Origin of the sequence: Bailinhaonella thermotolerans, assembly GCF_003594875.1 — a bacterium.
Taxonomy (GTDB): domain Bacteria; phylum Actinomycetota; class Actinomycetes; order Streptosporangiales; family Streptosporangiaceae; genus Bailinhaonella; species Bailinhaonella thermotolerans.
Window position 1 is genome coordinate 113,326 of sequence record NZ_QZEY01000003.1, and the last position, 21,279, is coordinate 134,604.

Annotated in this window: 15 protein-coding genes; 6 read left to right on the plus strand and 9 right to left on the minus strand. The window is 74.4% G+C overall.

Annotation, left to right across the window (positions count from 1 at the left end):
* Positions 1-202: 202 nt before the first annotated feature.
* Complete coding sequence (locus D5H75_RS09795) at positions 203-1,969, plus strand: MptA/MptB family glycosyltransferase (protein ID WP_119926094.1); 1,767 nt, start codon at positions 203-205, stop codon at positions 1,967-1,969.
* 38 nt (positions 1,970-2,007) lie between these two features.
* A complete protein-coding gene (locus D5H75_RS09800) occupies positions 2,008-4,203 on the plus strand; it encodes a hypothetical protein (protein WP_119926095.1) in 2,196 nt (731 codons plus the stop codon).
* Positions 4,204-4,325: 122 nt separating this feature from the next.
* Here the strand turns inward: D5H75_RS09800 and D5H75_RS09805 are convergent, their stop codons facing one another.
* On the minus strand, positions 4,326-6,545 hold the full coding sequence (locus D5H75_RS09805; RefSeq protein WP_119926096.1) for a HelD family protein: 2,220 nt from the start codon (positions 6,543-6,545) through the stop codon (positions 4,326-4,328).
* A gap of 164 nt (positions 6,546-6,709) precedes the next feature.
* On the opposite strand from D5H75_RS09805, the gene D5H75_RS09810 reads away from it, so the two are divergent.
* Complete coding sequence (locus D5H75_RS09810) at positions 6,710-7,048, plus strand: hypothetical protein (protein WP_119926097.1); 339 nt, start codon at positions 6,710-6,712, stop codon at positions 7,046-7,048.
* Positions 7,049-7,076: 28 nt separating this feature from the next.
* Here D5H75_RS09810 and D5H75_RS09815 read toward each other — a convergent pair whose 3' ends face one another.
* From D5H75_RS09815 to yczE, 3 genes are all read right to left on the minus strand, one after another.
* On the minus strand, positions 7,077-7,853 hold the full coding sequence (locus D5H75_RS09815) for an SDR family NAD(P)-dependent oxidoreductase (protein WP_119926098.1): 777 nt from the start codon (positions 7,851-7,853) through the stop codon (positions 7,077-7,079).
* 468 nt (positions 7,854-8,321) lie between these two features.
* Complete coding sequence (locus D5H75_RS09820; protein ID WP_119926099.1) at positions 8,322-9,185, minus strand: LLM class flavin-dependent oxidoreductase; 864 nt, start codon at positions 9,183-9,185, stop codon at positions 8,322-8,324.
* Positions 9,182-9,880, minus strand: a complete 699-nt coding sequence (gene yczE / locus D5H75_RS09825) for a membrane protein YczE (RefSeq protein WP_242454106.1) — start codon at positions 9,878-9,880, stop codon at positions 9,182-9,184. The genes D5H75_RS09820 and yczE overlap by 4 nt, the downstream gene beginning before the upstream one ends.
* 88 nt (positions 9,881-9,968) lie before the next feature.
* Here yczE and D5H75_RS09830 point away from each other — a divergent pair, with 88 nt between their 5' ends.
* Positions 9,969-10,436 (plus strand): MarR family winged helix-turn-helix transcriptional regulator, encoded by a 468-nt coding sequence (locus tag D5H75_RS09830; protein WP_119926100.1) that lies wholly within the window; start codon positions 9,969-9,971, stop codon positions 10,434-10,436.
* Positions 10,437-11,016: 580 nt separating this feature from the next.
* On the opposite strand, the gene D5H75_RS09835 is transcribed toward D5H75_RS09830, so the two are convergent.
* From D5H75_RS09835 to D5H75_RS09845, 3 genes are all read right to left on the minus strand, one after another.
* Positions 11,017-12,654 (minus strand): DNA repair helicase XPB, encoded by a 1,638-nt coding sequence (locus D5H75_RS09835; protein ID WP_119926101.1) that lies wholly within the window; start codon positions 12,652-12,654, stop codon positions 11,017-11,019.
* Between the two features lie 233 nt (positions 12,655-12,887).
* The gene (locus tag D5H75_RS09840) at positions 12,888-13,199 is read right to left on the minus strand and encodes a hypothetical protein (protein WP_147425104.1); all 312 of its coding nucleotides are present in this window, start codon (positions 13,197-13,199) and stop codon (positions 12,888-12,890) included.
* A gap of 39 nt (positions 13,200-13,238) precedes the next feature.
* On the minus strand, positions 13,239-14,750 hold the full coding sequence (locus tag D5H75_RS09845) for a class I adenylate-forming enzyme family protein (protein WP_119926103.1): 1,512 nt from the start codon (positions 14,748-14,750) through the stop codon (positions 13,239-13,241).
* Positions 14,751-15,035: 285 nt separating this feature from the next.
* On the opposite strand from D5H75_RS09845, the gene D5H75_RS09850 reads away from it, so the two are divergent.
* Both D5H75_RS09850 and D5H75_RS09855 read left to right on the plus strand, forming a co-directional pair.
* Positions 15,036-16,208: a glycosyltransferase gene (locus D5H75_RS09850; RefSeq protein WP_119926104.1), complete on the plus strand. Its 1,173-nt coding sequence runs from the start codon at positions 15,036-15,038 to the stop codon at positions 16,206-16,208.
* A 15-nt stretch (positions 16,209-16,223) separates the two neighbouring features.
* A complete protein-coding gene (locus D5H75_RS09855; protein WP_119926105.1) occupies positions 16,224-17,180 on the plus strand; it encodes a 2-dehydropantoate 2-reductase N-terminal domain-containing protein in 957 nt (318 codons plus the stop codon).
* A 68-nt stretch (positions 17,181-17,248) separates the two neighbouring features.
* Here D5H75_RS09855 and D5H75_RS09860 read toward each other — a convergent pair whose 3' ends face one another.
* Positions 17,249-18,403, minus strand: a complete 1,155-nt coding sequence (locus D5H75_RS09860) for an MFS transporter (RefSeq protein ID WP_422673551.1) — start codon at positions 18,401-18,403, stop codon at positions 17,249-17,251.
* 262 nt (positions 18,404-18,665) lie between these two features.
* On the minus strand, positions 18,666-21,242 hold the full coding sequence (locus D5H75_RS09865) for a helicase-associated domain-containing protein (RefSeq protein ID WP_202638011.1): 2,577 nt from the start codon (positions 21,240-21,242) through the stop codon (positions 18,666-18,668).
* Between the last annotated feature and the right edge of the window lie 37 nt (positions 21,243-21,279).

Below are 21,279 nucleotides of genomic sequence, written 5' to 3' on the forward strand. Positions count from 1 at the left end.
CAGCCATACAGATCTCCTCGAAGAGGGCGCCCCCAGGTGCCGGGGCCGCCCTCTTCGCCGTTCCCGCCCCTGTTCTGCGCGCTTAACCCCGCGGCCACCCGCCGCGCCTACGCTCCCGTCCCGGACGCCCCATCCGCCGGGCGCGCGGCGGCCTGCCGTACGCCGGGGGACGGCGGCGGGCGGCGCCGTACGGGACGCGGGGGTGGCGGTGGCGACGGAGACGACCGGGACGGCGCACGATCCGCCCGGGGCCGGACCTGGCGGGTCCGGGACGGTCCGCGAGCGCCCGGGCGCCGCACCGGGCCGGGCCGGGGAGGGCCTGGCCGGGGAGCCGGGGAGGGGCGGGGAGCCGGGCGGGGCCGGGGGAACAGGGCGGCGCGGGGAGCCGGGCGAGCGGCGCGGGGGCGCGCTCGCGGCCTGGCTCGCGGTGGCGGCGCTGGTCGCGGGGGTGCTGGCGATGGCGGCCGCGGGACTGGCGGGGCCCTCGGCGGCCGTGCCCTCGCTCACCGTGCCGTCCTCGCCGCTGACCCAGCGGGACGTGCGCGACGCCGCCCGCTCGCCCGCCGAGGCCGCCGTGCTGCTGGAGCAGGCGGGGGACATCCCGGTCCGGCGTCCCCCGCAGCGGCCCCCGCGCGTCGAGCACGGGTCCCCCGGCGCGGGGCTGCCCGCCGTACGGCACGCGGCCGGGCTGGCGGCGCGCGCGCTGGGCGTGACGCGCGGCGAGCTGGTGACCGGCGTGCTCTGGGCGGGGCTGATCACCGGCACGGGCGGGCTCCTGCTGGGCCTGCGGGCCGTCCGGCGCGGCGCCCGGCCGCCCGGCCTGGTCGCCCTCGGGGTGGCCGGAGCCGTCTCGCTCGCGCTCGTGCCGCCGCTGGCCTCCACCGACCTCCTCGACTACGCGGTGTACGGCCGGATGGCGGCGCTCGGGCTCGACCCCGGCGCGCTCACCCCGGTCCACCTCATGGCCGGCGGGGACCCGGTGGCGGCGTTCGCCTCCGTGCCCTGGCGCGCGCACCCCTCGGTGTACGGCCCCCTGGCCACGGCGACCCAGTGGCTCGCCGCCGAGCTGGGCGGCGGCTCCCTCCCGCGGACCGTCCTGCTGCTCAAGCTGACGTACACGGCGATGTTCCTGCTCACCGCCCTGGTCCTGGCCCGCCTCGCGCCCGGGCCGCGCGTCCACCTCCTGTGGACCGCCAACCCCCTCATGCTCTGGGCCGTCCCCGCTGGCGGCCACCTCGACGTCGCGGGCGCCCTCCTCCTCGTCCTCGCCCTCCTGGCGCTGTCCCGCCGCCGCGCGCCTGCCGCGGGCGCGCTGACCGCGGGCGGGCTGCTGGCGGGGGCGGTGGCGGTGAAGGCGACCTTCGGGCTGGCCGTGCCCGCGCTGGCGCTCGGGGCGCGCCGCCTCCGGCCGGGTGCGGCGGTGGCGCTCGTGGCCGGCGGGGGCGCGGCGGCGGCGTACCTCCTGGGCGCGCCGGGCGTGCCGGGGGCGCTCGCGGCGCGGTCGGGAGAGCCGACGACGGCGAGCGTGTGGTCGCTGCCGCCCGAGGGGTCGTACGGCGTCCCGGCGTTGATCGCGGCGCTCGCGCTGGCGGCGCTGCTCGCGTGGCGGCTGCCGCCCGCGGACCCCTCCGTACGGCTGGCGCTGGCGTTCGCGCTGGCCTTCCTGTGCACCGCCACCGTCTACCGGCCGTGGTACGACGTGCTCGTCTTCCCGCTGCTCGGGCTCGTGCCCGCGTCCGCGTTCGACGGGCTCGTGGCCGTGCGGTCGCTCGTGGCCGCGCTGGCGTACGTCCCCGGCTGGGTGACCGCCGAGGCCGTGGTCCCGCCCGTCGTCCCGGAGGTCGTGATCCCGGCGCTGCTGGCCGCCCTCACCGCCGCCCTCGCGGCGCGCTGCCTGTGCCCGCCGTACGGGATGGGGGTTGTGGCGGTCCGGAGGGTTGGCGGGAGGGGCCGGCGGAGGGAGAAGTGAGGGGCTGCGCGGCTCAGCGCGGCACCGAGGAGGCGGGCATGAAACGTGCCGGTTCGTTCACCGAGCAGTCCAAGGTCGCGGCGGACAAGCCGCTGCCGCTGACGCCGCAGCTCCATCTGGACCTGCCCAAGGGGGCGACGGTCCACCTGCGGCCCGCGCTGCGCATCACCGACAAGCAGGTGATCGAGCGGGTGGTCATCAGTCCCCGGCCGCGCACGCCCTCGCCGTACGGCAACCGCATGGGCGACCACACGGTCGCCTGGCAGGTCCACCTCGACGCGATCCGGGCCGAGCTGCACGGGCTGACCCTGGGCGAGGCCGTCGACTGGATGAGGATCAGGCATGACGAGGCCGTCGTCTGGATGGGGCAGGCCGACTCCACCCAGATGAAGCTGTTCACCTGGCTCGACGACCACGAGCAGCGGGCCCCGCTCCTGGAGGACTCGGCGCAGCGGGCGATCGAGGCGGTCAGCGCCGCGCGGACCCACCTCGACGCGGGGATGAACGACCTCGCGGTGACCGCGCTCTGCACGGCGATCGCCCAGCACCTGGCGTACCTCAACTACCTGCCCTACGCGACCGTGCGGAGCCCGTCGGCCCGCGGGTCCGTCGGCTCGGGCGAGGGGCGGCAGCGGCGGCTGGTCGTCGAGTACGAGCGCGCGTGCCTCAAGGCCGAGCTGGAGGCGCGGGCCAGGGCGGAGGCCGCGCGGGAGCGGGCCAAGCAGGCGCAGAGGACCGGGGGCGCCGTCCCCATGGAGACCGAGCGCAAGCCGGAGTTCCCGGCCAGGCCGGAGCTGAAGGACCCGCTGTGGCGGCTGTTCTCCTTCGACGCGGCGCTGCGGGAGACCGGCCTCGTCCACCTCCTCGACCCGGGCGCGGCCAAGCGCGTCCGCGACGACTACGACACGCTCTCCGGGCACAGCGAGAGCCTGCTGCGGCTGCTGCGGGGAACGGGCTCGACGGCCACCGACAGCGACACGATCGCCTCCCAGGCGGACGCCATCGCCGAGCGGTACAAGGCCGTGTCGACGAGCGAGGACCTGTTCGGGGCCGCGATCGCGATCAGGAACGCCGCCGCCGACGTCATGAAGATGTCCCAGGACCCTCCGGGCGTCCGCAAGAAGGAGGCCACCCGGCAGCAGGGCATCATCGGCGGGTACCTCGGCCGCGCCCTGCTCGCCGTCCAGGCCGCCGAGGCCCTGGCCGCGAACGCCGGGCCCCGGGTGGCCGCGATCATGGCCTTCCTCATGCACGAGCACCAGTCCCTCGCCTGCGTCGCGTACCCCCGCAGCGTGGTCGCCGCGGGCCTGCTCGGCCCGTCGCCCAGGCAGGCCGCCCGGGACCGCCTGGTCGCCGAGGTGACGGCCCTCCACCCGAAGGCCGACCTGACGGCCAAGCCGTTCACCGACATGCTCGCGCTGTTCGACACCGAGTACGGCGGGCTCGCCGGGCTCCCGGACACGAACCGGTCGAACGAGTGGGTCGCCGACGCCGACAACGACCCCCTCGTCGTCACCTGGACGCAGGGGCGGCCGCTCGACGTCAACGGGCGAGCCCCGGCCCCCGGCGGCGTCGCGGGCATGGGCAGCCACACCACGTCCTGGATCATCCAGTGCAAGGCGGTCAGCCGCATGCTCGTCACGGCCCCCAACGAGGGCGCGGCGTTCGCCACCCTGGACGAGGCCGTGGCGAAGGAGCTCGCCTCGGACGTGATGAGGCTCGACACCCTCCTGCCCCTCGCCCAGCTCCAGGCGGGGCAGCTCCACGCCCTGTTCGACGCCGCCGTCGAGACCCTGACGGCGGAGACGGTGAGCGAGGCCGCCACGGGCTACCTCTGCTTCCGCAACCTCCTGCCGTACGCCACGGTGGACGCGGGCAACCGCGCCGGCCAGGGTGAACGCGGCGACGGGACGCTCACCGAGACCTTCGACACCAAGTCCCTGGAGGACGCGGCCACGCTCCAGGCGCGGGAGCTCACGCAGGAGCGCGAGACCTACGTCAAGGCGCTGCCGCTGATCGCCGCGTCGCTGGAGGAGACCCTGCGGGAGGACGAGGGCGAACACCCCTGGAACAAGTCCGACGTGGTCAGGAAGGCCGTCGCCGCGTGCGCGAAACGGCTGCGCGCCTTCGCCCGCACGCTGCGGACCGCCGTGCCCAAGGACGTCGCCCAGCGGATCCAGGAGGTCCGGTCGAAGGAGCACGGCCGCCTCCACGCCCTGTCCCAGCAGAAGTAGCCCCGGGCGCCCGGGCACGGCCCGAGGCGAGTGGCTTCGTGCCGGGTACGGCCTGAGCGTGGCCCGGGCCCGTCCCCGCGTCGCTCCCGGCGCGGGGACGGGCTCAAGCCGTACGGCCGGGCTCAGGCGAGCTGGGCGGGCAGGGGCTCGGCGTGGACCACGGTCAGCGAGGTGACCGCGCGGGTGAGGACCACGTAGAGGCGGGCCAGGCCGCGCGGCTCGGCGGCGACGACCCTGGCGGGCTCGGCGACGATCACGTGGTCGTACTCCAGGCCCTTCGCGAGCGTGGCGGGGACCAGGAGGAGGCGTTCGGTCTCGTCGCCGGAACCGTCGAGCACGTCGCAGGCGAGCCCGGCGGCGGTCAGGGCCTCCCGGAGCGCGGGGACGTCGGCGTCGGCGGCGATCAGGCCGACGGACCCCTCCCGCCCGAGTGCCGTCCGGCACGCGTCCACCGCGAGGTCGAGGACCTCCCCGGAGAGGGCGCCGGGCGCGGGTTCGGCCGCGGCCCGCCGTACGGTCAGCGACCCCTGGCCGGGACGCAGCGAGCGGGGCAGGGCCAGCTCGGGCGCGACCGACGGGAGCAGCCGCGCGGCGAAGTCGAGCACCTCGCGGGGCACGCGGAAGCCCATGGTCAGCTCGGTGACCTGGCCGTCCTGGCCCAGGTGGGCGAGGACCTCGGTCCAGGAGCGCGCGGACCAGGGGGTCGTGCCCTGGGCGAGGTCCCCGAGGACGGTCGCCGATCCGGTGGCGCAGCGGCGGCCGAGCGCCCGGAGCTGCATGGGCGACAGGTCCTGCGCCTCGTCCACCACGATGTGACCGCGCGTCGGGGTGCGCTCGATGAGATCGGCCAGCTCGTCCAGCAGGGCCGCGTCGGCCGCCGACCACCTGGCGCTCTTGGCCGAGCGGTACGACTTGCGCCACAGGATCGCGGCCTGCTCCTCCTCGGTCAGGATGTCCTTCGCCGCGCGGCCCAGCGCCTCGGCGTCGCTGAGCAGCGTGAACAGCACCTGCTGCGGGGTGAGCTTGGGCCAGACCGCCTCGACGAGCCGCTTGACCGGCTTCGAGCGCGCCACCGCGTCCTGCACGCGGTCGTCGGGGGCCTCGCCGCGCTGCTCCATGCGGACGAGCACGGCGTGCGCGAGCCGCTGGGCGAAGGCGTTGCGGCCCGGGCCGTACCGGGTGGTCCCGCGCAGGGAGGCGGCGATCTCGCGGACCTCGTAGTCGGCCACCCGGTAGCGGGAGGCTCCCTTGACGTGGACCAGGCCCTCCTCGGGCTTGGTGACGTGCTGCCACAGGGCGCGGCGCAGCACCTCGGCCATCCGCGCGTCACCCTTGATCGCGGCGACGGCGTCGTCCTCGGGGACGGCGGCCTCCGGGGCGGCGTGCTCGCGGAGCAGGTCGCCCAGGGTGCTCTGGTCCACGCGGACCTCGCCGAGGGCGGGCAGGACCGAGGAGATGTACGACAGGAACGCCCGGTTCGGCCCCACGATGAGCACGCCGGAGCGGCTGAGCTTCTCGCGGTGCGTGAACAGCAGGTACGCGGCGCGGTGCAGGCCGACGGCCGTCTTCCCGGTCCCGGGGGCGCCCTGGACGCAGACGGTCTGGCCGAGGGCGGCGCGGACGATCTCGTCCTGGTCGGGCTGGATGGTGGCCACGATGTCGCGCATCGGGCCGGTGCGGGGGCGCTCGATCTCCTCGGTGAGGATCCTGGAGGGACCGAGGGTGCCGCCGCGGTCGAGGGGCTCGTCCTCGAAGGCGGTCAGCTCGCCGCCGTGGTACCCGAAGCGCCGGCGCAGCTCAAGGCCCATCGGGTCGGCGGGGCTCGCCTGGTAGAAGGCGCGGGAGACGGGGGCGCGCCAGTCGATGACGAGGGCGAGGCCGGACTCGTCGTGGACATGCCGGCGGCCGATGTACATCGTGCGGGGGAGGTCGTCCTCGTCCTCCGCCGCCCGGCCGCCCGCCGCCCCGGCGCCCGCCGTACGGCCCGCGGCGCCCGCTCCTACGGGAGCGGCGGAAGCGGTGGGACCGACGGGGCCGGTGGGTCCGGCGGCGGGGGCGGTGGCGCGGTCCACGCGGCCGAAGAAGAGCGGGGTGTCGGGGTGGTCGGCCAGGGCGGCGATGCGCTGGTCGAGCAGCGCCTCCAGGACCTGCTGCGACACCCAGTCCCCCGCGGCGTCGGAGGAGAGGGACTGCGCGTGCTCCCGCATGCGGCGCAGGGCCGCGCGTGAGTGGGCCAGGTGGGCGCGTTCGGCGGCCAGGATCACATCGGCGGGGTCCGCCTGGCCGCCGGTCGTTTCGGTTATGTCGGGTGCGAGTGGTGCCGCGGGCTGGTGCGCGGGCATGCCGAAGACCTCCTTGTCGGAGCGGTGTGGTAACCAAAGGCAGCGAAACCGTCAAGCCTACCCCCCGGGCCGGGCTCGCTCCGAACACTTTTCCCGGCACGCGGCAGGACGCCGGGGCGGCGGGGCGCGGCGGGGGTACCGTTTCCTGGGGAGGGGTGGTGCGCATGGGCGGCACGCCGCAGGTCTCCCCGGTGGTGACCACCGTGGCGAACCTGCTGCTCGCGGCGTTGTGGGGGCTGTCGGTGTTCGCGGGGTGGGGACTGGAGGCGTTCTGCGCCGACGGGGAGATCATGGAGCGGTGCCGGCGGCGGATGGCCGAGGTCAGCCTGTGGTCGGGGGCGTTCGCCGCGCTCGCGGGTGTGATCACGATGGCGGCGCTCGCCCTGCCGTACGCGCGGCGGGACCCCGGCGGCTACAACCGGCTCATGTTCGCCGCGATCGTGTGCTGGACCCTCGCCGAGGGCGTGCTGTTCGTCGGCGGCGAGCTGGCGCGGGCCTGGTAGCCGTGCGAGCCGGCGTCAGGCCGGTCGTCTAGTATCCGCCGGCCGAGGGGGCGTTCTGCGCGGCGTCCACGGGGATGTTCGCGCCGTTGACCGCCCACGACAGCCGCGAGAGCAGGAACACCACGACGTTCGCCGCGTCCTCACCGTCCACGAGCTCCCCGCCGGGGAACTCGCCCCGGAACCGCTCGTACCCCTCGGGATCGCCGGTCCGGAACTCGTCCCATCCGCCGCCGGGGAACAGCATCGACCCCGGGCTCACGGTGTTCACCCGGATCTCCGGCGCGAGTTCGCGCGCGAGCGACCCCGCGAGGTAGATCTCCGCCGCCTTCGCCGCGCCGTACTGCGCCCGCCGCGCCGGCTTCCACCCGGAGATCGAGGACACGATCACCACGTCCCCGTGGCCCCGCTCCCGCATGTACGGCACGCAGCACCGGATGGCGTGCGCGGCATGTCCCACGTTGATGTCGTAGGTCCGGCTCCACTCCTCGGGCGTGGACTCCATCAGCGATCCGCCGTACCCGGCCCCGGCGTTGGCGACGAGCCCGTCGATCCCGCCCAGCGCCTCCGCCGCCCCGTCCACGAACCCCCGCAGCTCCTCGGGCCGGGTCACGTCCAGGGCCCGCGCGAACACCGGCACCGAGCAGGCGTCCTCGATCTCCGCGGCGGTGGCGAGCAGCCCCTCCTCCCCGCGAGCGCAGAGCGCCAGCGAACACCCCTCACCCGCCAGCCGCCGCGCGACGATCGCCCCGAACCCCCGGCTGGCCCCCGTGACGAGAACCACCTTCCCCGCAAGCCCGAACCCCACAACCCCTCCCGAGTCCGACAACCCCAGCGACCGAACTATCCCAGCCCCACCCCCCACCTCCAACTCAACCCCCCCGAGCACAACCCGCAGACAGCCGCGAGAAGCAGCACCCCACCCACGAACGCCAGGGAGACACCCCCGCCGCCCCCACCCCCAAAGCGACACGACGCCCGCGCCCCCGCCGTGATCATGCGCTCTCAAGCACAACGTGTGCCCAAAACCGTGATCACGCCAAGGAGGAGGCCCTGTCGTCCCGATTCGCGAAATTGGCGCCTTGGCCGAGGTAGGCGGGGTGGCGTGGGAGCCGGGCGTGCCGACGGCGTGGCGGCCGCGCTTTCCTCGCCGTGATCTTGCAGTTTTACGCACAGGGTGTGTTCAAAACTGCATGATCACGGCGAGGGGGAGGGGTTGTTGTCCTGGTTCGCGGGATTGGTGCCCTGGTGGAGGTGACGGGGGTGGGTGGTGGGGTTAGCGGAGGGTGGGGAGGACTTGGGTGGCCAGGGGGGTCAGGGCGGATTCGGGGGTTGGGGTGGTCGGCATGAGGTTGAAGGCGGTGAAGCCGAGGGTGGTCAGGTGGTGGAGGCGGTCGGCTATGTAGGACGGGGGGCCGATGAGGGCGGTGGGGGTGGGGTCGGGTTCCTTGGCGAGGGTGACCTGGATGTTGTAGGCGAGGGTGATCTCGGCGGGGTCGCGGCCGGCCTGCTCGGCAGCGGACAGGAGGCGGTCCCGGAGGGGCACGACCCGCTCGGGCGGGGCGAAGCTCATCGAGGGGATCCAGCCGTCGGCGAGGCGGCCGGTCACCGCGAGGGCGCGGGGGCCGAAGGTGCCGAGCCAGATCGGGATGCGGCGGGCGGGCTTGGGCTCCAGGTCGGCGGCGTCGGTGTGGTGGACGGAGCCCTTGAAGGTGAACGCCGGCTCGGACCACAGGCCGCGCGTCAGCAGCACGGCCTCCTCCAGGCCGTCGATCTTCTCGCGCGGGGTGGGGACCTTCAGGCCGAGCTGCCGGAACTCGTCGTCGGAGTGGCCGCCGCCCAGGCCGAGGATGAGCCGTCCGCCGGAGAGGCGGTCGAAGGTCTCGGCCATCTTGGCCACCAGCGCCGGGTTGCGGTACGGCACGCCGAGCACCCTGGTCGCGATCTGGACGCGCGAGGTCGCGGCGGCGATCCAGGACAGCATGGTCCACGTCTCGTACGTCGGGTGCGACCCGGCGGGGTGGTCGGAGGCGGAGAGGAAGTCGAAGCCCAGTTCCTCGGCGAGGCGGGCGTACGCCACGGGGTCGGCGCCGGGGGCGGCGGAGGTGGAGACGTCGAGGCCGAAACGCACTGCGGTCATGAGTTGTCGCCCTTCACGGTGAATACGCGGATGAAGTACTGCGCCAGCGGCCCGATGCCGACGGCGTACAGGAGGGTGCCGAGCCCGGCCGTGCCGCCCAGCGCCCAGCCGGCGGCGAGCACGGCGAGTTCGAGGATCGTGCGGGCGGCGCGGATCGAGATCCCGCGCGCGGCCAGCCCGGTCATCAGCCCGTCGCGGGGCCCCGCGCCGAACCGCGCGCCGATGTAGAGGCCGGTGGCCACGCCGTTCAGCAGGATCCCGGCGAGCAGGAAGCCGGCGCGCGCCGCCGGATGGTCCGGGGTGGGGAGCACGGCGGACGCGGCGTCCACGGCGAGCCCGACCACGATCACGTTGCTCACGGTGCCGAGCCCCGGCCGCTGCCGCAGCGGGATCCACAGCGCGAGGACCACCGCGCCCACACCGATCACGATCCAGCCGAACGGCAGGCCGGTGCGGGCGGCGAGGCCCTGGTGCAGCACGTCCCAGGAGGGCAGGCCCAGCCCGGCCGCGATCATCAGCGCCATGCTCACGCCGAACAGGGCCAGCCCGGCGTAGAGCCCGGCCAGCCGCCGGACCAGTCGCCGGCCCGGCGCGCGGCGGGGCGGTCCCTCCGGTGCCCGGACCGGCGTGAGGCCGAAGGCGGGATCCGGGGTCGCGGGCTCCGTGCGCCCGGCCCGGGTGAAGGTGGTCGCCATGACCGCTCCCAACGCTTTGGTTGATGTGTCAACCGGGAACCTACGCCGCCGAGGTTGACGTGTCAACCAACGTCTCTAGACTGGGGCCATGACCGAGCCCCGATGGCTTGACCAGCGTGAGAACCGCGCCTGGCGTGGTTACCGGCGGATGCGCGGCCTGCTGGACCTCCAGCTCGCCCGTGACCTGGCCGCCGATTCCGGCCTGTCCGAGCCCGACTACGACGTGCTCTCGACCCTCTCCGAGACCGAGGGTCACCGCCTGCGCATGATCGACCTGGCGGGCTGGCTGCTGTGGTCCAAGAGCCGCCTGTCGCACCACATCACCCGGATGGAGCAGCGCGGCCTCGTCCGGCGCGAGGAGTCCCCGGGCGACGGGAGAGGCGCGGTCGTCGCCCTCACCCCGGCCGGCCTGGACGCCATCGTCGCCGCCGCCCCCGGCCACGTCGAGTCGGTCCGCCGCCACCTCATCGACCACCTGACCGAGGACGAGCTGGAGACCCTGGCCGCGATCACGACCCGGGTGGTCGCCCACCTCACCGCCCACGCCGACACCTGACCGGCCGTACGCCGGGGACCGCCGCCACCGCGCCGGGGCCCGGCCCCGGCGATCCGCCTCGCCTGCCGGGGTCCCGCGTCGGCGACCCGTTGCCGGGCGATCGCCGTCAGCGACCCGGGGCGTTCAGGCGCCGGAGCCGGCTCGCGGACGTGGCGTTCGGCGAGGCCGGCGCAAGGTCGTATCCGGTGACGGCGCCGCCCGCGCGGACCCCGGAGCGGCGGAAGTACAGGACCGAACCGGATTGGCGGTAATGACGGGGAGTTCCCGTTCCCATTCGCGGATCTTCTCCCTCAAGGAGTTGCTTGTCAGAGCCTGATCCGAGCGCGGATTGGGGCGTGAGAACGGATGTTCCGGAAGGGGATACGGAAAGCGTAGGACTGGGGGATAGTGGGCATATGTCGTATATGAGGAGCGCTGTGGAACGGGAGGCCGCGGGCCTCTCCTGGACCTGAGCTGAGGGTCGGCCGAAGATCTGCTGAGAGGCTGCGGTCAGGTCTCTCGCGGCGAAGGGCCGGACCTTTCCCATGGAAACTCGGGAAAGGTTCCGGCCCTTCGTTTTCCGGGGCTTTTCGGCTGATGATTAAGCGAGGTCGTGCGCGTCGATGATTTGGTAGGCGTAGCCCTGTTCGGCGAGGAATCGCTGGCGGTGCGCCGCGAACTCCTGGTCCACCGTGTCGCGGGAGACCAGGGAGTAGAACCTGGCGCCCCGGCCGTCGGTCTTGGGGCGCAGGACGCGGCCGAGGCGCTGGGCCTCCTCCTGCCGCGAGCCGAAGGTGCCGGAGACCTGGATGGCGACCGCCGCCTCCGGCAGGTCGATGGAGAAGTTGGCGACCTTGGACACCACCAGGACGTTGATCTCCCCGGAGCGGAAGGCGTCGAACAGGCGCTCGCGCTCCTTGACCCGGGTCTCGCCCTTGATCACCGGGGCGCCGAGGTGCTCGCCGAGCTCGTCGAGCTGGTCGAGGTACTGCCCGATGACGAGGATCTGCTCGCCTGCGTGCTTGCGCACCAGGGACTCGACGACGCGGGTCTTGGCGGGGGTGGTGGCGCACAGGCGGTAGCGGTCCTCGGCCTCGGCGGTGGCGTAGGCCAGGCGCTCGTCGTCGCGCAGCGTCACCCGCACCTCGACGCAGTCGGCCGGGGCGATCCAGCCCTGGTTCTCCATCTCCTTCCACGGCGCGTCGTAGCGCTTGGGGCCGATGAGGGAGAACACGTCGCCCTCGCGGCCGTCCTCGCGCACGAGCGTCGCGGTCAGCCCGAGGCGTCGGCGGGCCTGCAGGTCGGCGGTCATCCGGAAGATGGGCGCGGGGAGCAGGTGGACCTCGTCGTACAGCACCAGGCCCCAGTCGCGCGCGTCGAACAGCTCCAGGTGACGGTAGGCGCCCTGGCGGCGGGTCGTCATCACCTGGTAGGTGGCGATGGTGACCGGCCGGATCTCCTTCTTCGTGCCGGTGTATTCGCCGATCTCGTCCTCGGTGAGGCTCGTGCGGCGCAGCAGCTCCTGCTTCCACTGGTGCGCGGAGACCGTGTTGGTGACCAGGATCAGCGTCGTGGCCGAGGCGTGGGCCATCGCCGCCGCGCCCACGATGGTCTTGCCGGCGCCGCAGGGCAGCACGACCACGCCCGAGCCGCCGTGCCAGAACGCCTCGGCCGCCTCCTTCTGGTACGGCCGGAGGGCCCAGCCCTCCTCGGCGAGCGTGATCGGATGGGCCTCGCCGTCGACGTAGCCGGCCAGGTCCTCGGCGGGCCAGCCCAGCTTGAGCAGGGCCTGCTTGAGGGTGCCGCGCTCGGACGGGTGGACGGTCGCGGTGTCGGCGTCGACACGTTCGCCGATCATCGGCTGGACCTTCTTGGACCGCAGCACCTCCTCCAGGACGGCGCGGTCGCTGGAGACCAGCACGAGCCCGTGGACCGGGTGCTTCTCCAGCCGCAGCCGCCCGTAGCGCGCCATGGTCTCGGCGATGTCCACCAGCAGCGCGTGGGGGACGGGATAGCGGCTGTATTGGATCAGGGAGTCGACGACCTGCTCGGCGTCGTGCCCGGCCGCCCGCGCGTTCCACAGCGCCAGCGGCGTCACGCGGTAGGTGTGCACGTGCTCGGGCGCGCGCTCCAGCTCGGCGAACGGCGCGATCGCCTTGCGGCACTCGGCCGCGTCGGCGTGGTCGACCTCGAGCAGCAGCGTCTTGTCCGACTGCACGATCAGTGGGCCATCGCTCACGTGAAGCTCCTGGGGCGGCGGTTACGACTGTCGATATCCCAACACGCCGAGCCCCATGATCGCTTCCCCGAAGGCCATCCTGTGGACGACGCCCCCGCCTGTGGACAACCCGTCCCCGCGGATCCGGTACGGCGAAACGCCCACGCCCCACGCCCCACGCCGTACAGCGAACGCGCGCGCGGCGGCCGTACGACGGTGGACGGCGACCCGGGCGGCGGCGCTCAGGCGGGCGATCAGCCGAAGCGGTCCGGGGAGAGCCCGGCGAGGACGGTGATCCCGGCGAGCACGAACAGCGCCCCCAGCCCCAGCAGCGCCCAGCACCCGAGCAGCAGCCGCCGGGCCGCGCGCGGCGTGGTCCCCGCCCGGCGCAGGGCCAGCCCCGCCAGGACCGCCCCGGGCACGCCCAGCACGTTGCAGCAGGCCACCAGCGACACCAGGTGCAGCACCAGCGCCGTGACCGCCTGCGTGCGCAGCCCGTCCACCTCGGCGGATGAAACGGACCTGACGGCGTGACCCGGCACGGGACCGTATGGATCGGGACTCACCAGCGCGGCTCCGGATCGATTCGGGGATCGCGCCCGAGACTACTCTTTCCCCGGCTCGCGGGCGCGCAATGCCTTGCGGTCCAGTTTGAGCACGCTCGTCACCGGGACCTTGTCCACGATGTGCAGTTCGCGGGGGTACTTGACCCGGCCCACGCGGTCCCGCGCCCAGTCGATGAGCTCCTCCGGGGTGACCGTCGCCCCCGGGCGGAGCTGGACGTACGCGACGACCTCCTCGCCGAGGCGGGGATCGGGCCGGCCGACCACCCCGGCGAGGACCACCTCCGGGTGCCTGACCAGCGTGTCCTCCACATCGCGCGGGAACACGTTGAACCCGCCCCGGATGATCAGGTCCTTCTTGCGGTCCACGACGTACAGGTACCCGTCCTCGTCCACGCACCCGATGTCCCCGGTGCGCAGCTCGCCGTCCACGAGCGCCTCCCGGGTCAGGTCCGGGCCGTTCCAGTAGCCGGTCATGAGCGAGTCGGCGCGCACGCAGATCTCCCCGAGCTCGTCCTCCGGCAGCGCCTCCCCCGAGTCGTCCCGGATCGTCACGGTGTATCCCGGCAGCGGCAGGCCGACGCTGCCGATCTTGCGCCGGTCCGGCGGGTTGAAGGTGGTGACGGCGCTGGTCTCGGTCAGCCCGTACCCCTCCAGGATGGTCACCCCGGGCACGCGCCGTTCGAACTCGGTCAGCACGTCGCGCGCCAGCGGCGCCGCCCCGCAGGTGAGGTACCGCAGCTCCGGCAGCGGCGTCTCCTCCAGCGGCTCCCCGAGCAGCATCTGCAGCATCGCGGGCACCACCGTCCCGATCTGCGCCCGCTGCTCGGCCGCCAGCCGCAGGAACTCCTTCGGCTCGAACCAGCGCATCAGCACCGACTGCGGCGGCTCGGCCGAGTGCATCCCGACCAGCGTCACGATCAGTCCGTACGCGTGGGAGAGCGGGACCGGCACGATGGCGCGGGTCAGCCCGGGTATCTCGCTGGCCCGCCGCGCCGCGAGCGAGGTGTGCCACAGGCCGGAGTGGGTGAGCATGACCCCCTTGGCCCGCCCGGTCGTGCCCCCGGTATACATCAGCGCGGCCAGGTCGTCCTCGGCCACGTCCGCGAGCGGCCGCTCGTCCGCCTCCTCCAGCGAGGCGTACGGCACCGTGCCCGGCGGGGCCTCGCCCACGACGACGACCGGGAGTGTGGTGCCGGTGGCCTGGACGGTGGCCAGCAGCTCGGGGGAGGTGACGATCGCGGCGGGCTCACTGTCGCGCAGGATGTGCGCCAGTTCCTCGGGCCCGATCAGGAAGACCACGGGCGTGACCACGGCGCCGGCCGCCCAGAGCGCCTGGTAGACGATCGGGACCTCGGGGCAGGTGGCCATCATGACGACGACGCGGTCGCCCGGACGCACGCCCAGCCCGGTGATGCCCCCGGCGGCGCGGCGGGCGCGGCCGGCCAGTTCGTGGGATCGGTGCCAGCGGCCCTCGTAGTAGAGGGCGTCGTAGTCGTCGAACCGGTTCCAGGATTCCTCGGCCAGCCGGCCGAGCGTGTGCCGTGAGCCCATCCGGTGACTCCCTGCGGGGGCGTACCTCTTATGGCCGCCAACCTGATCCCGAACCGTCGCGACGTCAAGAGCACCGCTCGTCCATCGGCCGGCCGCACGCATTCGCCGAGCTCAAAGGCATGATCAACGAATCGCTAACGCAGTGTAGTCATTGATTACACTCTGCTACTGTCGGTTCTCAGGTGGTCCCTCCCGGCCGGCCGCTCGTCGATCCGCCAGGAGGCCGTCGAGTCGCGCCACGCCGCGCCGTACGCCCGGCACGTCGACGAAGGTCGTGAGGACTCGATGAAATCCCTGGTCGTGCCCCTGGCCACGGTGGGCCTGATCCGGTGGACCTGCTGGCTGATCCGGCGCGTCCCCGGCCTGTTCTACCGGCCCCGGCGGACCGAGCACTCCGCGACGCTGGGCGTGGTCGTCCCCGTCTACCAGGAGGACCCGGAGATCCTGGACGTGGCCATCCGGTCGTGGCTGGCGAACGACGTGGACGAGGTCGTCCTCGTGATCGACGAGACGGACGAGGCGTGCGCGGCGGTCGCCCGCCGCCATCCGGTCCGCGTGATCGTCACCTCCGTGCCCGGCAAGCGGGACGCGCTCCGGCGCGGCTGGGAGTCCTGCGCGAGCGAGCTGGTGGCGCTGGTGGACTCGGACACCGTGTGGGCGCCCGACGTGGGGGCGGAGGTGCGCAAGCCGTTCGCCGATCCCGGGGTGGGCGGCGTGGGGACGCGGCAGAACGTCTACCGGCCGCGCGGGTTCCTCCACCGCGTCACCGACATGTTCCTCGACTACCGGTACTTCGACGAGAACGCCGCCCAGACCGTCTGCGGCGAGGCGGTCTCCTGCCTGTCGGGCCGCACCGCCGTCTACCGCCGGCATCTCCTCCTGGAGGTGTCGGCGGAGTTCATGAACGAGACGTTCCTGGGCGTGCCCTGCGTGTCGGGGGACGACAAGCGGCTGACCATGCTGATCCTGGAGCGCGGCCACCGCACCCGGCTCCAGCGCAGCGCCCGCGTCTGGTCCACGTTCCCCTCGGACTGGCGGGTCTTCTTCCGGCAGCGGACCCGGTGGGCCCGCAACACCTGGCGCTCGGACCTGCGCGCCCTGTCCCGGCCCTGGTTGTGGCGGCACCCGTTCCTGGCCTTCACCATGACCGACAAGGCCGCCGGGGCGTTCACGCTGCTCATGTCGCCGGCCTGCATGACCTGGGCGATCGCGGAGCGGGAGTGGCGGTTCGCGGCGGCGCTGGGCTCGTGGTGGTGGCTCAGTCGCGCGGTCAAGATGATCCCGCACCTGCGGGAGCGGCCCTCGTCCTGGTTCCTGATCCCCGGCTTCGTGCTGGTGTCGTTCCTGACCGCGGTCGTCCGGATCTACGCCCTGCTCACCATCCGGCGGCAGCGCTGGCTCACCCGCGGCGTGGCCGTCGTGGGCGGCGAGACCACCCGCCTCCAGCCCGCCGCCTGAGAGGAGAACGGCCACATGACCAGGATCTTCGTCGTGGGCTCGGGGGTGGTCGGCACGGCCACCGGGCACGGGCTGCGGGCGGCCGGGCACGAGGTGACGTTCGTGGACATCCACGAGCCCCGGGTCGCCGCGCTGCGCGACGAGGGCCTGGACGCGCGGATGACGCTCTCGCTGGAGGGCGAGCCGCCCTCCGTGGTGTTCCTGACCGTGCCCACCCCGGCCGCCGAGCACGGGCACGAGCTGGGCGCGGTCATCGAGGCCGCCAGGTCCGCCGGGCGGGCTCTGGCGGGTTCCCCGGAGCGGCACCTCGTGGCCGTGCGCTCGACCGTGCCGCCGGGCACGACCGAGGGCCTGGTGCAGCCGATCCTGGAGCGGGAGTCGGGGCTGCGCGCGCATGAGGGCTTCCTGCTGGCCTGCAACCCCGAGTTCCTGCGGGCGGCCACGGCGCGGCGGGACTTCCTCCAGCCGTGGATGACCGTCGTCGCCTCGCGCAGCCCGGAGGCGCTGGACCTGCTCCGGACGCTGCTGGCCCCGTTCGGCGGGGAGCTGCGCGCCTTCCCCGACCCGGCGCTGGCCGAGCTGGTCAAGTGCGTCCACAACTGCTTCAACGCCGCGAAGATCAGCTTCTGGAACGAGGTCTGGCTGGTCGCGCGCCGCCTCGGGCTCGATCCGGCGGACGTCTCGGCCGTCTCCGACACCGTGTCCCGCTCCGCCGAGGCCTCGTTCAACCCGCTGTACGGCATCCGCGGCGGCGTGCCGTACGGCGGGGCCTGCCTGCCCAAGGACACGCGCGCCTTCCTGGCCTTCGCCGAGCAGTCGGGGGCGACGATGGCGCTGCTCCGGGCCGTGATCGCGGTCAACGACCGGATCGCCGGCGAGACCGCCGCGGGGCCCGAGGGCGAGCGCCACGAGCGCCCGGCCGAGCGCCACGAGCGCGCGGCCGAGCTGGCCGCCCTCGGCCACGAGGGCTGACACGGCCCAGGAGAGCCTGGCGGCCGAGGAGAGCCGGGGGCCCGGCCGCCGGGAGAGCGGAGGGGCCGTCAGACGCCGGCGTGTTCGCGGTCGCCGTACGACGGGGCCGGCGGGGCCGAGGGCGCGGGACGGCGGGAACGCAGCGCGGCGGGCAGGACGGCGAGCACGCCCAGGGCGGCCATCCCGGCGGCGAGCCACAGCGGGGCGCGCAGGCCGTGGCTCTCGATCGCCAGGCCGCCCGCCGAGGAACCGATCATGACGCCGAGCGTGATGAACGACGAGTGCACGGTGTTGACCAGCGGCGTGGCGTTGCCCGCGCGCTGGACGCGGACGACCATGGCCGGGTTCAGGGTGACGCCGACCAGGCCGACGCCCAGCATGAACGCGACCGCGGCGACGCTGACGTGCGCCAGCAGGGCGAAGCCGATCAGGAAGAGCGTGTTCAGGGCCAGGAACCACGCCTGCACGGTCACGGTGTGGCGGTCGGCGAGACGGCCCACGACGCTGTTGCCGATCACGGTCGCCGCGCCGTACGCCACGAGCAGCAGCGGGACCGCCCCGGCGCTGAAGCCGCTGACCTGGGTGAGGATCGGGTTGAAGTAGCTGAACGCGGTCATGGTCGCGCCGATGATGAGCGTGCTGGTGGGCAGGGCGACCCACAGGCCGCGGTTGCGGAAGACGCGCAGTTCCTCGCGGAGGCTGCCCTCGGTGGTGGAACGTTCCATCTTCGGGACGCCGATCATCGTCGCGACCGCGGCGACCACGGTCAGCGCGCTGATCGCCCAGAAGGAGGCGCGCCAGCCCAGCCGCTCGCCGATGAACGTGGAGAGCGGCAGGCCCAGCAGCGTGCCGACCATCAGGCCGTTCAGCACGACGGCCATCGCGCGGCCGCGGATCTCGGGGCGGGTGATGCGCGCCGACAGGGAGATCGCGACGCCGAAGAACGCCTGCGCGGCCAGGCCCGTGACGATCCGGGCGACCACCATCAGCGCGTAGGAACCGGACAGCGCGGCCAGCACGTTGCCCGCGAGGAAGATCGCGAACAGCGTCATCAGGCCGTGGCGGGGGCGCAGGCGCGCCATCGTCAGCGTCATGAAGGGACCGCCGACGGTCATGGACACCGCGAAGGCGGTGATGAGGTAACCGATCTGCGGGATCGTGGCGTCGAGTCCCCCGGCCATCTGGGGCATGAGGCCGGCGACCGCGAACTCGCTGGTCACCATGGCGAAGATGCCAAGGGCAAGAACATAAACGGCGCGGGGCATGAAGGGGCTCCTGGACGTGAACCGGGCGTGCGACGGGGAGTGCCGCGCGCCGCGGAACTCGCCGTACGTGATCCGCCCGTCGTCGACGGCGCGGAGACCCTCTGGTCAGGTCACGGTACGGCGGCCAGGGCCACTCCGGATGCCGGAGTGCCCAACTCCCCTAAGTTCTGGACAATCAAGCAGATTATGCGAAATGCGTCGTTTGTCGCAAAACGACCCGTCAGTCATCGCTGTCCGGGGAGTCCACCTCGGCGATGCCGGTGATGCGGTGCAGCGCGAAGCGGTGGACGGCCGCGCGCGTCTCGTCGTACGCCGTCAGGAAGCCGCCCTCCACCCGCGCGGGCGCGATGATCCGGCTGCTCGCGCGCCCCTGGCGGTCCAGGTAGCCGATCCACAGCGACGACCCCCGCGCGATCGCCGCCTGGAGCCCGCTGAGGGTCGCGGCGGCGGGGGAGCGCGGCGGCCCGCCCTCGGGGGCCTCGCGCGGGCCCCGCAGTTCGCGCCGCGCCTCGTCACCGGCCCGGATGGCGCGTACGGCCGCCGCGAGCGTGGCCGGGGTCTGCGAGGCGCCGGGCTGCGGCGGGGCGGACGCGCGGCCCTCGGTGCGGCGGGAGTCCGGCCTGCTGATCAGGACGTCGCCCTCCAGCGACTCGGCCACCGGCGAGAACCCCATCGCGCGCAGCGCCTCCACCAGCGTCTGCCGCGACGCCCGCGAGGCGACCACGGTCGGGGCCAGCCGCCGCAGCCGCAGCGGCACCGTCCGCCGGTCGGCCATCAGCTCGTCCAGCGGGCCCGGGTCGTCGGTGCGGATGTACGACGAGGCCGTCCCCACCCGCAGCCGCCCGTGCTTGCGCGCCACGTCCTCGACCAGGTACGCCAGGGGCTGCGGCACCGGGGTCGCCGAGTGGCGTCCGAGCAGGTCGAGCAGTTCCGCCGCGCCGTACCCGGCGTCCAGCCCCCGGCGCACGGACGCCTCCCCGAACCGGTAGACCGTCGCGCCGCCGGTGGACTCCACGTCGGCCACCAGCGCGAGCCGCCGCGCCAGCTCCGTCGTCAGCGGGCCGGGCGCGACCGCCGTCAGGTCGGCCTGGAGCAGCACGTGGTCCACCGGCTCGGGCAGCAGCGGCGCGAGCACGGCGGCGGGGTCCCCGTCGTCGGCGATGAGGGCGCGGCCGTGGGCGGACAGGATGCCGAGGCCGGTCACGCCGAGCTGCTCGGCCTCGCGCAGCGTGAACTCCACGAGCCGGAGCCGGCGCGGGCCGTACCGCCTCGGCCGCTCCCACTCCAGACGCTCGGTCACCGTCGCCGGCCGGGCGGACACGCCGGGCGGGGCGGCCGCCAGGGCGCGCAGCGTCTGGAGCCGCGTCTCGGCCACGGCGGCGCGGCGCAGGTCGGGATGGAGCACGTTGATCGGGCGGTCGCGCTTGTCCCGCTCGCCGACCAGGCCGGGGACGCGCTCGCCGCGCAGCCACGCGCCCGCGAGCGCCGCCCAGCGGTCCTCGGTGGACTTCACGCGCCAGCCGTCGTATCCGTCGGTGGGCAGCCACTCGCCGTCCGCCGAGCCGGTGGACGCGATCAGCCCGGCCTCGAACGCCAGCTCGATGAGGAACGCCGCGACCCACTCCGGCACGTCCAGCGCGGTCGCCGTACGCCGCAGGTCGCGCACGCCGAGGCCGCCCGCGCGGAGCACGCCGGGCGGGTCCACGCCCCACAGCTCGCACAGGTCCTCGATCGCGCGCACCGCCGTGAACGCCTGGCCGGCCGCCGTGCGGTCGCCCAGCTCGGGATCGCGCTTCGGCCCGTCCAGCCTCGGCGGGTCCGGCCGCGCGTCGCGGTGGACCAGGCCGCCGCGCAGCCACAGCCCGGCCTCGCGCGGCAGCACCACCGTCACGTCGTCGGCCGCCGCGAGCAGCCCGCGCGCGAGAAGCCGCTCGATCGGCGAGGAGGCGGTGGCCAGCCGCACCGGCCGCCGCGCCTGCTCCACCCGCCCGACCGGCGGGCCCCAGGCGAGCCGGTCCAGCACCGCCGCCGCCTCCGGCCCGGCGGTCGCGGCCAGCCGCTCCAGGGCGGCCGGATCGCTGAGGATCTCGGCCGGATCGCGGTCGTCGCCGAGGAGTTCGCCCAGGTCGGCCCGGAGCCCGGCCACCCGCTCCGGCTCCTGCCCCGCGAGCAGGACGGCGACCGGCGGGCCCAGTCCTGCGGGGTGCACCAGCACCGCGGGCACCCCGTCGGCCGGCCGCAGCGTGTCGCGCCCGCCGTACACGAGCGCCATCTCCATCAGCCGCCGCACCGCCTCGGTCACGCGCGGAGGCACCCGGCGCCGCTTCGGCGCGGCGTCCCCGGCCTCCCCGCCCGCCGGCGCGCCGGCCTCGGCCGCTCGCGTCGCGCCGGGCCCTTCCCCGGCCGCGTCCGTGTCGTCGGCGCCGTCGGTCTCATCCGGTCCGGGACCGTCGCCGGCCGCGGCAACCGTGTCCGCGTCCGTGGTGTGCGGCGCCGCGCCGCCGGGCGTCGTGCCGTACGGCGGGGCGGGGGCGTCCTGGGGCACGAGGCCGAGCGCGCGGGCGACCTGGAGGCGGGTGACGGGCGGAGGGAGGGCGGTGACGGCCTCCAGGACGGCGAGGGTGAAGGCGTCCAGGCGGTCCACCGCGCGGTTCGTCGCGGAGGGGGTGGCGGCGCGCGTGGCCAGGGCCTCGAAGTGCGGCGGGACGGGGGTGGTCAGCTCGGGGCGCGCGGCGAGGAGGGCGCGCAACGCCTCGTCGTCGCGGCTCCGCAGCCACTTCGTGAACTCCCCGCTCATCCTCCCCAGCCTACGAGCCGCGGGGGACATGTCCGCC

Bases quoted from the DNA above. Each gene is read 5' to 3' on its own strand.
- D5H75_RS09810 (WP_119926097.1), top strand. From the start codon at position 6,710: ATGGGCGGCACGCCGCAGGTCTCCCCGGTGGTGACCACCGTGGCGAAC.
- D5H75_RS09845 (WP_119926103.1), bottom strand. From the start codon at position 14,750: ATGGGCTCACGGCACACGCTCGGCCGGCTGGCCGAGGAATCCTGGAAC.
- D5H75_RS09800 (WP_119926095.1), top strand. From the start codon at position 2,008: ATGAAACGTGCCGGTTCGTTCACCGAGCAGTCCAAGGTCGCGGCGGAC.
- D5H75_RS09830 (WP_119926100.1), top strand. From the start codon at position 9,969: ATGACCGAGCCCCGATGGCTTGACCAGCGTGAGAACCGCGCCTGGCGT.
- yczE (WP_242454106.1), bottom strand. From the start codon at position 9,880: ATGGCGACCACCTTCACCCGGGCCGGGCGCACGGAGCCCGCGACCCCG.
- D5H75_RS09805 (WP_119926096.1), bottom strand. From the start codon at position 6,545: ATGCCCGCGCACCAGCCCGCGGCACCACTCGCACCCGACATAACCGAA.
- D5H75_RS09855 (WP_119926105.1), top strand. From the start codon at position 16,224: ATGACCAGGATCTTCGTCGTGGGCTCGGGGGTGGTCGGCACGGCCACC.
- D5H75_RS09820 (WP_119926099.1), bottom strand. From the start codon at position 9,185: ATGACCGCAGTGCGTTTCGGCCTCGACGTCTCCACCTCCGCCGCCCCC.
- D5H75_RS09860 (WP_422673551.1), bottom strand. From the start codon at position 18,403: ATGGTGACCAGCGAGTTCGCGGTCGCCGGCCTCATGCCCCAGATGGCC.
- D5H75_RS09850 (WP_119926104.1), top strand. From the start codon at position 15,036: ATGAAATCCCTGGTCGTGCCCCTGGCCACGGTGGGCCTGATCCGGTGG.
- D5H75_RS09865 (WP_202638011.1), bottom strand. From the start codon at position 21,242: ATGAGCGGGGAGTTCACGAAGTGGCTGCGGAGCCGCGACGACGAGGCG.